Origin of the sequence: Janibacter hoylei PVAS-1 (assembly GCF_000297495.1) — a bacterium.
Classification (GTDB): Bacteria; Actinomycetota; Actinomycetes; order Actinomycetales; family Dermatophilaceae; genus Janibacter; species Janibacter hoylei.
This window is the reverse complement of record NZ_ALWX01000009.1, coordinates 33956-46018: the sequence shown is the minus strand read 5'-3', so window position 1 is coordinate 46018 and position 12063 is coordinate 33956. Positions and strand designations below refer to the sequence as shown.

The following is a 12063-nucleotide window of genomic DNA, read 5'->3' as shown; positions in this document are numbered from 1 at the left end:
TGGTCGTGAGGGCGGCGCCGAGGAGGTGCAGGGCGACGCGGCCAGGGCCGCGACGCCGTCGCTGCGACGACGTCCGTACCGGTGCCGTCSCCGCATCGGCCGCCCGCGGCGCAGCGACGTCCTCGCCGCGCTGCTCGCAGCCGCGGTCGCCTTCGGCGCGGCCGTGCCGTGGGCAGGCTTCGCACTGGCGATCGGCTGGTCCTGGCTGGCGCGCACCGTCGACCGCTCGATGACGGCCACCGTGCGGCGACGGCACCGGTACGGACGTCGTCGCAGCGACGGCGTCGCGGCCCTGGCCGCGTCGCCCCTGCACCTCCTCGGCGCCGCCCTCACGACAGTCGTGGCGGCGCTCCTGCCCGCCGCGGTGGGTGCCGCGGGCCTCGTCGTCACCGCCGTGGCGCAGGACGCGGTCGACGGCCGAGGGGTGCGGCTCGATGCGCCCGTGCCCCTGGCCGTCGCGGCTCTGCTCGCCCTGCTCATCGGCTGGTGGGGTCCCGGGGGCCCGAGCCTGCGCCGGGGCAGCCGCAGCCTCGTGCGCAGCGTGACGGGAGTCCCCGTCGCGCGGGTGGTCATCACCGCTTGCCTCGTCGTCTTCGCCGTCGGCGTGCTCGGTGCGCTCGCCGTCGGCGCCCTCGAGGTCTCGTGGTGGCCTGACGTCCAGTCGCCCATGCCCTCCCCGGAGCAGCTGCCCTCACGATGACGACGCCGCCGCCCCCACCACCCCACCGAGCCCGCCAAGGGCCCGCGGCGCCGGCCCGGACGTCGCACCGAGCCCCAGACCGGAGCCATCCCGCAGCACCCGCAGCCCAAGCCGCGCCGTCGACCCAGCCTGCGCGGCGAGCAGCCGACCGAGACGATCCCGCTGCGTGGCTCGCTGCGCGGCACGCCCTACCGCGACCCCCGTGTCACGAGGGCGGTCGCCGAAGAGCGGGCCGCCGCGCACGCGATGGACCTCGCGCTGCGGGTCGCCGAGATCATGCTGCGCTCGGGCTCGAGTGCCGCGGGTGTCGAGTCGGCGACGATCGCCGTCGGTGTGGCAGCCGGCCTCGACGACCTCGACGTCGACCTGACGATGCAGTCGATGCACCTGCAGTGCCGCACCCCGTCGGGGCAGACGATCTCGCGGCTGCGAGTCGTGCGGCAGCCCCGCCTCGACTTCGCCCGGCTGGCGATGGTCCACGCGCTCGTCGACGACCTCGTCTCGGGTGACATCGACCTCGAGCAGGCCGACTCGCAGCTCCGCGAGATCAGCCGGGCCCCCCGCATGTGGTCGCGGTGGTTCGTCACGCTCGCCGAGGGCGGGGTGGCCGGTGGCGTCGCCCTCCTGCTCGGGGCGAGCCTGCCCGGTGTGCTCGTCGCCGCCGCTGCGGCCTGCGTGACGATCCTGCTCTCCGGCCTCGTCGACCGGCTGAGCCTGCCGGACTTCTACCTCGGGGCGCTCGGCGGCGCGACGGCCACGCTGATCGCCTTCTTCGCCTACGTGCTCGGCACCTACGGGATCATCCCGATCTCGCCGGCGGACTTCGCCTTCATCGTCGCCGGTGGCATCGTCGCCCTGCTGCCCTCGCGCACGCTGATCTCGGCGATGGAGGACGTCCTCTCCGGCTTCCCCGTCACCGGGACGGCCCGCCTCTTCGCGGTCATGCTCCACACCTTCGGGCTCATCGTCGGTGTCGCCTCCGGCCTGGGGCTGTGCCTGCAGGCCGGTGGCCTCCTCGGCATCGAGCTCACGCCGCCGCCGCTCGACAAGCTCGCCTGGGCGTCGGGCCCGCTGCCCATGGTCATCATCGGCGCTGTCGTCATCGGCTTGACCGGCGCCATCACGCTCCAGGACAGCCGCCGGATGCTCCTGCCCGCGAGCCTGCTCTGCGTCTCCGGCGTGGCGGTCGCCGTCGGGCTGAGCTCGCTCGGCATCGGCCGGGTGACGTCGACCGGGCTGGCTGCGGCCGTCATCGGCTTCCTCGCCCGCTACATCGCCCTGCGGATGGACGCCCCGGCGCTCACGATCTCGGTCCCCGCGTCCTTCGGCCTCTACCCCGGTCTCGGGATCTTCATCGGTCTGTACCACATGAGCAGCCCCGGCACGGTGGCCGACGGCGCCAACTCCACGGCCGGTCTCTTCAACGTGCTCGGTGCCTTCGGCGTCATCATGGCGATCGCGACGGGCAACACCCTGGGTGACCGGCTGGCCGCTCCCTTCGACGCGCCTGTGGCACAACGCCGCCGGGCCACCGTCGAGCAGGAGGGCGACCGGCGGGCCGAGGACGGGTGGGACATCGTCTGAGGTGCTGGCGGGGCGGGGCCGCGCCCCGAAGGTCACAAGTTTGACTCGCTAGATCACGGGAAGGTAACGTTCGCGAAGTCCGAGACCGACGCCAGACCTTCTGGCAGCTTCACCACGAAGCCCCCTGAACCTCGTGGAAGGAATCACCACCCCATGTTCTACTCCCCGAAGCACGCTCAGGCTGCGAAGACCTCGCCCGCCCGCCGCCGCATCGCCGGTGTTGCCGTGGCTGGGGCCTCGGTGGCCGTCGGCTCCATGGCGACCGCCCAGAGCGCGTCCGCCTCCACGAACTCCTCCGTCTGGGACCGCGTCGCCGCCTGCGAGAGCGGTGGCAACTGGTCCATCAACACGGGCAACGGCTTCTACGGCGGCCTGCAGTTCACCAACCAGACCTGGAACGGTTTCGGCGGTGGCAAGTACGCCCCCAACGCCCACCAGGCCACCAAGTCGCAGCAGATCGAGATCGCGCAGAAGGTCCTGCAGACCCAGGGCCCCGGCGCCTGGCCCGTCTGCTCGCAGAAGGCTGGTCTGACCAAGGCCAACGGCGGCGCCTCCGCCGGCTCGACCGCCCCGGCCCCGAAGGCCGAGGCCCCCAAGACGCAGGCTGCCCCGCAGCAGCAGGCTCCGCAGCAGCAGGCGCCCTCGCGCTCCGAGGTCCGCACCCCGGCCGCCGCCGGCGCCCTCGTGGTCGACGGCATCCGCGGCCCGAAGACCAACGCCGCCATCGAGAAGTGGGTCGGCGCCACCCAGGACGGTGCCCTGAGCGCCACCGACGTGAAGGCCCTCCAGGCCAAGGTCGGCTCGGGCCAGGACGGCGTCATCGGCCCGAAGACCACCGCTGCCCTGCAGCAGGTCGTCGGCGCCGACCAGGACGGCATCTGGGGTCCGCAGACCACCAAGGCCCTCCAGACCTACCTCAACGGTCGCTGAGTGAGCTGAGCCCGTCCCGCCGTCAGGCGTGACGCAGCACTCCGCGAAGGGGGGTCCGCACCAACGGTGCGGACCCCCCTTCGTCGTGCCCGGGGTCGTGACGCCGGGCGGCCCAGGCATCGCCGCTCGCGCCTCACCACCATTTCGGAGGCGTGGTGTGGATGGTGTCCGAGGTGCCTGAGTTACAGGTCTGTATTTACGTGACGAGTGTTGTCTGTGTGACTGGAGTGTCCTTAGCGTCGCTCTCGGACCTGCGCGGGGTACCCCTGCCCGTGCTCAGCCGAGATGAGGACACCACATGTTCAGCACCAATGACTTCCCGGATCAGCCGGCCTCCCGACGCGGCCGTCGCCTGCGCGTCGCAGGTGGCGTCGCCGCCGCCGGCTCGCTCGTGGCCGGTGGCCTCGTGGTCGCCTCCAACGCCGGTGCCGCCGACACGGTCTGGGACCGGGTCGCCGCCTGCGAGTCGACGAACAACTGGAGCATCAACACGGGCAACGGCTACTACGGCGGCCTGCAGTTCTCCTTCCAGACGTGGAAGGGCTTCGGCGGCCAGAAGTACGCCTACACCGCCGACCGCGCCTCCCGCGCGCAGCAGATCGAGATCGCCCAGGAGGTGCTCAAGGTCCAGGGCCCCGGCGCCTGGCCGGTGTGCTCGCGCAAGGCGGGCCTGACCGTCGCCAACGGCCTGGCCGTCAACCCCTACGGCAGCGGTGAGCGGCCCTCACGCGACACGACCCGCCCACCGGCCACCTCCACCGGTGGCAAGCTCGCCGTCGACGGCATCCAGGGCCCGAAGACCAATGCCGGCATCGAGAAGTGGGGCGGCCGCCCGATGAACGGCTACCTCGACTCCCAGGACAAGCAGGCCCTGCAGCGCAAGGTCGGCGCCTCCCCCGACGGCGTCATCGGCCCGCAGACGACCAAGGCGCTGCAGCGCAAGGTCGGCGCGGACGTCGACGGCAAGTGGGGCCCGCAGACCACCTCGCGCCTGCAGTCCTGGCTCAACAACAACGTCCTCTGACGGGCGCCACGACTCGGTGACGACCGGGCCCGCGGGCTACGATGCCGCGGTCCCGGTCTTCGTCGTCCGGGCCCGCTGGCGTGGCGCAATTGGTAGCGCACCTGTCTTGTAAACAGGTGGTTGAGGGTTCGAGTCCCTTCGCCAGCTCTGAAATCAAGGGAAACACCTCACTCCCCACCCTCCGGGAGGCCGAAGCCTCCACTTTCGCCTCCACTTTGGCCCGGCGAAGGGGGTCGTGGGTCGGCCGCTTCGAGCGCCGCCAGCACCCGAGGATCCTGCTCGCCGCGTCCCAGGTAGACGTCCTGCGTCATCGACACCCGCGAGTGGCCGAGCTGGTCCGCGATGATCCGCGCCGTGACCCCGGACCCGTCGAGGATGCTCGCCGTCGTCTTGCGCCAGGCGTGCGAGGTCACCCACTCCAGGTCACTGTCCAATCGGACCTCGTAGAGCCACCGACTCACCGTGCGCGGCTCCCGGTAGCCACCGTCGACCGTGCCGAAGACCGGCTCCTCCGGCCCGACCCCGACCTCAGCGCGCCGCCGCAGCATCGCCACGCACCACTGAGGAAGGGGGAGGAGCCGTTGCCCGGCCGCCGACTTCGTGGGCTTGCGGATCAAGCCCTGACCCGTCACCCGGATCAGCGTCGAGGTCACCGCGACCGTGCCGGCCTCCAGGTCGATCTCCGACCACAGCACCGCGACGACCTCACCGATCCGCAGACCCGTCGCCAGCATGAAGGCGCACAGGTCCGGCAGGTCGTGCTCGACGGCCCGAGGATCACGGGTCACGGCCAGGAACCACGCCGCCCGCTCCTGCTCGGTCAACGCACGCGGCCGACGACGAGGGCCGGCACTGAGCCGACGCACCTCGCGAGTCGGGTTGAACCGCACCGCACCCTCACGCACGGCCCGACCCATCGCACCGGAGATCACCGCCCGCGACGTGCGCGAGGTGGCCGACCCGACCCGCTCGTGCAGGTCCACGAGGAAGCGGTCCACGATGGGCGTCGTCACCTCACCCAACCGCAGGTTGCCCAACGCGGGGGAGACGTGACGCTGCCACTGGTAGCGATAGGTCTGCACCGTCCCCGGCGATCGCTCACCCATCCGCACGAGCTGGTCGAGGTCGGCCAACCACTGCCGCACCGCCTCGTCCAAGGTGTCGCGAGCCGTCAGCCCACCGACGCCGGTCGTGGCGGCATCCTCCAGGGCCGTCGTCAGTGCCCGTTGAGCCGCCGCCTGCGACGACCCCCACCGCTCCACCCGACGCTTGCGACCGTCGAAGCCCCGGAACCATGCCCGAGCCTTGTACGTCGCTCCGGAGTCCGTGGCCACGCGCACCGTCGAGATGGCGCCCCACTCGCCCGGAGCCAGCCCCTGCCGTCCCATGGCTCACGCTGCCGTCTGCTCGTCGAGCCACGCGAAGACGTCACTCTCCCGGTAGCGCAGGCGACGACCGATCTTCAACGCCGGAGGTCCCTCGCCCTGGCACCGCCAGTCGTAGAGCGCCCCCACGGGCACCCCGAGAAACGTTGCGACGTCCTGCACCGTCCACAGCGGGTCATGTCGATTGCACATCTGAATCCCTTCTCTCCCTTGTCTGTCGTGTCTTCTCAGTTCGCCCGTGCCTTCTCGGCACGCCACTGGTCGTAGGCCCGAGCACGGTCCGCAGCCGCCAGAGCCAGCGCCGTGTCACCGTCGTTGTCCCACCCGGTGCCCGCGTAGCTCCAGGAGCCCACGACGAGGGTCGTTTCCTCCTCGTCATCAGAGATCAGGTCCGCGAAGTCGAGGACCGGCACCTCACGCCCCTCACGAGCGCAGTCGGCGGCGATCCGCTGCCACCGCTGCCGCGCCCGACGCAAAGCACCGAGCGTGATCGAGTACTTGCGCGACTTGCTGGAGAAGTGCCCCCGGAAGCCGAGCATGTGCACCCACTTGCCCAGCAGCTCGTAGTCATCGCCCGACGTCCGCTGGTCCGCGAGGTCATCCAACGTCGCCCGCAGGCGCCGGTAGTGGGCCGACTCCCTTCGCGGATCGGTCGTGTCCGATGCGGCCTTGGTCGCGTACTTCGCCAGATAGCCGGCGACCTGCTCACCCACGAGCGGTGCGTCCGGATCATCGCCCCGCGAGCCGGTCACCGTCCGGGCATCGACCTGAGTGCCGAACCGGAGCCGACCGCCGCCCTGGCCACCGCACGACGGAGCGTCGAAGTGGACCCGCGCCACCGCGTCCTCGAGGAGGCCGGCCAGTACCCCAGCCGAGACCGCCGCAGGCGCAGCCGCATACCCCTCCGGCGTCTTCGGGCCATCGAGGCGCACCAACGCATGGAAGTGCACGACACCCCGCGCCTGGTACTCCGCGACCTTCGCGTACTGCAAGGTCGCCACCTCCCGCAGCCGAGAGTCCGGCACACCCAGCGCGCGAGCGATGACCCGACGAGCTGTGATCGTGAAGCGCCGCCACAACTCCGGGGCCCACCACTGCCAGATCGCGTGCCCGACGTAGTCGTAGCAGTCCGAACAGATCGGCGTCCCCACGTCGAGGTCACCGTCGTCGTGAGCCCGCCAGCACGCCACCGCACGACCGTGCTCGCACACCCCGTGCCCATCACGAGGACGGCACCGCTGCCCTCCCTTCGCCGCGTGCACCGGACCGAAGGACGGAGCCGTCAACGTCAGGAAGACCAGCGGATTGCCGCTGACCTCCTCCGGCACGCTCTTGCCCCCCGACCACGCCGGCCCGGATCATCTCGAAGGTGTCCCGCGCATAGGTCCGCGAGCAGGCCGGGCACACGCTCGCCCGCCGATTGCCGCACCGCACATAGGTCACGCCGAATGGCTCGTGAGCAGACGAATAGCTGCTCAGCACCTCACCCGTGGCCCGGTCGACGCGACGAGAGGACCCGACCAGCCGGATCGGGTGCGCGCAATGACCCACCCGGGCCGCAGCATCCGCCCAGGCATCGAAGGTGCCGCCCACGAGGCGATCCACCACGCTCTGCCGAGCAGCCGCCCCGAGGCTCCCCAGATCCAGCGGCGCATCGTCGCTGTAGCCGGGGAACCCGAAGGGGGCGCTGCGGTCAACCATCAGAAGTCGCCTGCCGCCCCACTGGCGCACACGCAGTCGAGGCACACGAGGTGATCGCGGCCGTGGCCGATCACATAGGCCCAACCCTCACAGAACGTCGTCGCCGCCGCGATGGCGTCCGAGGTCGTCGGGAAGATCGTCCGCGCATCGAAGCGCCGCACGAAGACCACCCCGCACTCATCGCACGCGACCGCCGCACCCCGACCCAACGACGAGCGAAGGGGGAGCACCTGCGACGGAGCCGCCGCCAGCATCCAGCTCATGCCGTCTCGCCCAGCCCGAACCGCTCGTGATCCACGGTGCCGCCCCACACGCCCTGGTCGTCCCACGCCAGCGCGTAGTCCAGGCACATCGCCCGCACCGGGCAAGAAGCGCACACCTCCAGCGCCTTGTCCGTGTCGTCGCGGCCACGCTCCGGAAACCACCAATCCGGGTGCGGATGGCGCACGCACGCCCCGTGGAGATTGAGCGTTGCCAACGTCCGGGTGGCAGCGCGAGAACGCTCATTCGGCATCATGACGAACCCCTTCCCGAGATGACTCCCAGCGCTTCGCCGCCGGGTAGTGCGCCGCTGTGGCCTTGATGAGCGAGTCCGGCCAGAAGTGCGCCCGCACCCGCGCCACCTCGCCCTCCTCCGTGACGAGATAGCCAGCACCCCGAATGTCATCCGGGATGCGATGGGCCGGAGCCTCATCACTCAGACCCGACCCCAGGACCATCTGCACCTCCTCGACGCTCTGGAGACGCAGCGCCACCGTCTGCGTGAACAGCCCCCGCATCGGGACCGTCTCCTTCTTCGGGTCCTGCACGAAGGCGACGACGACAACCCCCATCGCCCGGCCCTGCGTCAAGATCTCCGACAGGAGGCGATTGCCCTCCTTCTTCACCCCTGCATCCGCATAGGCCGTCAACGCCGCCAACTCGTCAATGACCAAGACGTGCAACGGATCGCCCGGCAACGGCTCATGAAGCCGGGACTGCCCGACCATGCGGACCGCGCGCTCATCGATGATCGCCAGCAGATCCCGCAGCACCTCCACCGCCTGCTCCGGCTTGTACGCCGTGCGATACATCAGGCCATCGCCCATCGCGATCTCCACGCCACGCTTGAGATCCACGCCGTGCACCCGCACCGTGTCCTGCCTGATCCACGGCCCCAACGAGGCCACCGAGCCCCACAGAATCGAGCCCTTCCCCGAGCCCGACCGACCCGCGACCAGCGTGTGCCGACCCACCAGCGACAGCCGCCACGGGTCGCCCGACTCCTCCCGACCGACCTCCACCGGCTCCAGGGCCGCACCCGGCGCACGATCCACAGGAATCCTCGCCGTCGTCGCACCAGCCAGCGCGTCACCCATCGTCAACCGCAGCTCCGCGACCGCAGCCGAAGGCGTCGAGACACGAAAACTCGCAGCACCGAAGTCAGCCGCGAACTTCTCCGCCACCGCAGCGATCTCCGACGACGACTGCCCCCGGCGAGCCCGGATGCGAGCCACGACCACACCACCGCACGAGGTCACACCCAGCAACGCCGGATCGACCCACCCGCGACCGTCCTTGGTCTGGATCTCCTTCGACAGGCCAGCCGCCCGAGCGACATGCGCAAAGTCTCCACGCACATAGCGCCGGTAGAACCACGCCACAACCTGATTGGGGTACCGCAACGCGACCACGAAAGCCGCGACGAAGACGAACAGCGCAGCCACGCCCACCACGACCCCGAGCACCTGAAGCTGCGACCCAAGGACCGCGACCCACGAGGTGTCAGACGGACCGGTCGGCAGCCCCCACGACGTCCGCTCAGGAGCGCGACCGGCGAACCAGCCCGCACCGAGCAACGCCACGCACACCGCCAGCAGCCGCCACAGGACCGGGCCAGCCGCCTGGACCGCGAGGACACCCCCACGGACCAGACGGCGAACCCTCACGGCACGCATCACGCAGCCGCCGACTCCGAGCGACCCGAGACCGAGGGCCTCGCCCCCCTTGCCCGGAGCAGTCATCCCCTCCGCCCGGAAGGACCACGCCAGCCGAGGACGCACCCCGTTGTCATCGACGTAGGGCAGAGCCGTCAGCCCCACGAACTCCACCGGCGTCCACGGAAACGGCGTCCCGTTGTCCGGAGGAACCGGCTGCACCTTCGCCGCGATCTTGATCGACAGCGCCGTCTCTTTCTTGCCGGCCTCCTCGTCCGCGTCCAGGACCGTCACCTGCCACAACGGCAACCCCGAGTCCTTGTCCAACTGCTGCGGCCGCGAACCATCAGGCCGCTTGTCCGCATCGAAGTCCGCCACCGGCTCCACACCCCCCTTCAAGAACGCACCCGCGGGGAAGACATCCGCGTGACCGACCGGGAACCGACGCTGCATCGCCATGACTTGCTCCTCTTGATAGATGCTGGCTTAAGCCAGTGTGACGACGTTACAACTGGCTCAAGCCAGTGTCAACAGGTGGCTTAAGCCAGGGGCCTACACTGTGGATATGAGTGAGAAGAAGGTGTCGGCCCAAGGGGCGGGCACAGCAAGTCGTCAGGTGGCGGCCGCGCTGCGTGCTGCCATCGAGTCGGGGAAGTACCAGCCAGGCGACCGACTGCCCTCTGAGCGCGTGCTGGCTTCAGATCACGGGGTTGCCCGCAACACCGCCCGCGAAGCCGTGCGACAGCTAGCCGAGGCGGGGCTCGTGACCGCACATCACGGCAAGGGTGTCTTTGTTCGGACCAAGCCGCGGCTGATGCGGTTCGGTCAGTGGCGGTACTCGCGGAGGCTGCGCGAGGAGACGGGCCTGTCTCCGTTCCACGCCGAGGTAGCCGCCCAGGATCGAGTGCCGAACGCCTTCCTGAAGGAGATCGGCCGCGTAGTCCCACCGCCTGAGATCGCTGAGCGCCTGAACGTCAGTCCCACTGAGGCGAGCGTGGTGCGGCGCGAAAACTGGTACTTCGCAGACGATGAGCCGATGCAGGTCGGCGTCACCTACGTGCCGTGGAGCATCGCGGCGGGGACGGAGCTTCGGGCAGGCGACAACCTCGGCAAGGGCGACCTCTATGCGCGGTTCGCTGAGTTGGGCCACGAGATCACCTACACCCGCGAGGAGGTCACCGCGCGCATGCCCACGCTCGATGAGGTGGACGGTCTGCGACTGCCCGAAGGAGTGCCGGTCCTCGTAGTGCTGCATACGGGGCTTGACCAGGACCGGCGACCCTTCGAGGTCACGCAGTTCACCATGCGCGCCGACTACTCCGGCCTTGACTACACGATGAAGGTGGATGATTGAGCATGACTGAAATCCGCTTGACCCGACGAGCCGACTATGAGGAGCTTGCGGACGTACTCGTCGCGGTCAACAAGAGGGACGGCTACCCGGTGGAAGGAGTTGATAGCCCTCTGGCTTGGCTGGACCTGCCAGACGCTATTGGACAATGGACTGCCCTCTTGGACGGAAGACCTCGTGGACACGCCGCTCTCTTGCAGCCCAAGTCAACCGACGAGGTAGTTGGTCTGGTGGTCGACAAGCAGGGAGTGTCGATGACGCAGCTGGCAGTTCTCGCTCGCCTTTTCGTCGACCCTCGAGTTCGGGGGCAGGGTATAGGTGAAGCGTTGCTAAAAGCCGCTGAGGACAGTGCAAGGTCTCTAGGTCTGACACTCGTGCTAGAAGTTCTGGCCAAAGATAAAAGCGCCATGAACCTATATCTAAGAAACGGCTGGAAGGTCATCGGCGAGTCTGACCACGTCTGGGGCGAGGGCCGCCATGCAGAAGCCATGGTGATGACAAAGGACAAGAAGGGGATGGTGGGATCGGCGTGCAGCGGCAATCCAACGCGAATACTCCAATAAGCGAACCAGGGCGGACCATCCCCAAGGCTGTCCGCAAGCAGTTGTGTCGTGAAGTCGGGTTCAGGTGTCCGATCCGTGACTGCGGGAGCCCGTACCTGACGTTCCACCACTTCTTACCGCCCTGGCGAGAGAAGCGTCACCACGATCCTGTCGGAATGATTGCGCTCTGCTCGAACCACGCGGCAAAGGCCGATGGCGGATACTACCCCAACGAGTATCTGTCCAAGTTGAAGGAGGTTGGGCCGGCCTCACTGCCTGTGGTGGGAGAATTTGACTACCTGACGCGAGATCTGGTGGCCGTCGTTGGGTCGGTGGCTTTCTATCAAGTAGACACAATCGTAGAGATTGACGGTGAGCCTTGCGTCTACTTTAACCGCGACCAAGACGGATTCCTATTGCTCAATTTTAAGATGCCATCTATGCATGGCGAGCCACGAGCATGGATGGAAGACAACGTCTGGACCGTGGATCCAGGTGCGGCGCATATTGAATGCCCACCGCGAGGAAGGTACCTCAGGGTCGATTTTGAAAATGGCGATGGATTCTACATCTCTTTCCGAGAGGCGCGAACTGCAGAAGCCTTCCGCGAGATGCTGCCTGGCCGAGAGGCAATTGCCGAGAAGGTAAATTTCCCGGTGGTGGTCGCACTCATCTACGAGCGCTCGAGGAACGGTCTAATAGAGTTCGGTAGCCGTGAAATCAGCTTCGGCGTGGGCAATGCAATTCGAGGAGGATCCATCACTGGGGGTAACGTTGGCATTAGCCTCTCTGGCTACGGCGGCCTCTCTCGAAACGTGGCCAGAATGCTTGCGTCCTCCCTAGACAATTATAATCGCGGGCGCTCTCATTAGGGGAAATTGTGTTGTCGATGGCACAGGTTTGACAGTCGGCTTACTAGAACGGCGGGCC

At 68.6% G+C, this 12063-nt stretch carries 13 protein-coding genes, 1 tRNA gene and 1 pseudogene; 8 read left to right on the top strand and 7 right to left on the bottom strand.

The window, feature by feature from the left end:
* From B277_RS17790 to B277_RS02580, 5 genes and pseudogenes are all read left to right on the top strand, one after another.
* Positions 1-700, top strand: a pseudogene (locus B277_RS17790) (hypothetical protein); the annotation flags it as partial.
* 246 nt (positions 701-946) lie between these two features.
* Complete coding sequence (locus tag B277_RS02595; RefSeq protein ID WP_007924861.1) at positions 947-2284, top strand: threonine/serine exporter family protein; 1338 nt, start codon at positions 947-949, stop codon at positions 2282-2284.
* Positions 2285-2437: 153 nt separating this feature from the next.
* Positions 2438-3214 (top strand): transglycosylase family protein, encoded by a 777-nt coding sequence (locus B277_RS02590; RefSeq protein WP_007924857.1) that lies wholly within the window; start codon positions 2438-2440, stop codon positions 3212-3214.
* A gap of 298 nt (positions 3215-3512) precedes the next feature.
* Positions 3513-4238 carry a transglycosylase family protein gene (locus B277_RS19425; protein WP_007924854.1) on the top strand — a complete coding sequence of 242 codons (726 nt, stop codon included), beginning with the start codon at positions 3513-3515 and terminating at the stop codon, positions 4236-4238.
* Positions 4239-4312: 74 nt separating this feature from the next.
* Positions 4313-4385, top strand: a tRNA-Thr gene (locus B277_RS02580).
* A 20-nt stretch (positions 4386-4405) separates the two neighbouring features.
* Here B277_RS02580 and B277_RS02575 read toward each other — a convergent pair.
* The 7 genes from B277_RS02575 to B277_RS15685 all read right to left on the bottom strand — a co-directional run bounded on the left by B277_RS02575 (position 4406) and on the right by B277_RS15685 (position 9699).
* Positions 4406-5626: a tyrosine-type recombinase/integrase gene (locus B277_RS02575; protein ID WP_007924852.1), complete on the bottom strand. Its 1221-nt coding sequence runs from the start codon at positions 5624-5626 to the stop codon at positions 4406-4408.
* Between the two features lie 3 nt (positions 5627-5629).
* On the bottom strand, positions 5630-5815 hold the full coding sequence (locus B277_RS02570; protein WP_040880612.1) for a helix-turn-helix transcriptional regulator: 186 nt from the start codon (positions 5813-5815) through the stop codon (positions 5630-5632).
* Positions 5816-5850: 35 nt separating this feature from the next.
* The gene (locus B277_RS17265; RefSeq protein ID WP_338009721.1) at positions 5851-6951 is read right to left on the bottom strand and encodes a replication initiator; all 1101 of its coding nucleotides are present in this window, start codon (positions 6949-6951) and stop codon (positions 5851-5853) included.
* Positions 6845-7324, bottom strand: a complete 480-nt coding sequence (locus B277_RS15690; protein ID WP_007924846.1) for a replication initiator — start codon at positions 7322-7324, stop codon at positions 6845-6847. Before B277_RS15690 ends, B277_RS17265 begins: the two co-directional genes overlap by 107 nt.
* Complete coding sequence (locus tag B277_RS18680) at positions 7324-7485, bottom strand: hypothetical protein (protein ID WP_238539357.1); 162 nt, start codon at positions 7483-7485, stop codon at positions 7324-7326. Before B277_RS18680 ends, B277_RS15690 begins: the two co-directional genes overlap by 1 nt.
* Before the next feature lie 98 nt (positions 7486-7583).
* On the bottom strand, positions 7584-7841 hold the full coding sequence (locus B277_RS17785) for a WhiB family transcriptional regulator (RefSeq protein WP_157986930.1): 258 nt from the start codon (positions 7839-7841) through the stop codon (positions 7584-7586).
* The gene (locus B277_RS15685) at positions 7828-9699 is read right to left on the bottom strand and encodes a P-loop NTPase family protein (RefSeq protein ID WP_007924842.1); all 1872 of its coding nucleotides are present in this window, start codon (positions 9697-9699) and stop codon (positions 7828-7830) included. The genes B277_RS17785 and B277_RS15685 overlap by 14 nt, the downstream gene beginning before the upstream one ends.
* A gap of 106 nt (positions 9700-9805) precedes the next feature.
* Here B277_RS15685 and B277_RS02545 point away from each other — a divergent pair, with 106 nt between their 5' ends.
* From B277_RS02545 to B277_RS17260, 3 genes are all read left to right on the top strand, one after another.
* The gene (locus tag B277_RS02545) at positions 9806-10594 is read left to right on the top strand and encodes a GntR family transcriptional regulator (RefSeq protein ID WP_128277283.1); all 789 of its coding nucleotides are present in this window, start codon (positions 9806-9808) and stop codon (positions 10592-10594) included.
* Between the two features lie 2 nt (positions 10595-10596).
* Complete coding sequence (locus B277_RS16425) at positions 10597-11154, top strand: GNAT family N-acetyltransferase (RefSeq protein WP_083853597.1); 558 nt, start codon at positions 10597-10599, stop codon at positions 11152-11154.
* Between the two features lie 155 nt (positions 11155-11309).
* Positions 11310-12005: a hypothetical protein gene (locus B277_RS17260; protein ID WP_128277282.1), complete on the top strand. Its 696-nt coding sequence runs from the start codon at positions 11310-11312 to the stop codon at positions 12003-12005.
* Positions 12006-12063 lie beyond the last annotated feature (58 nt).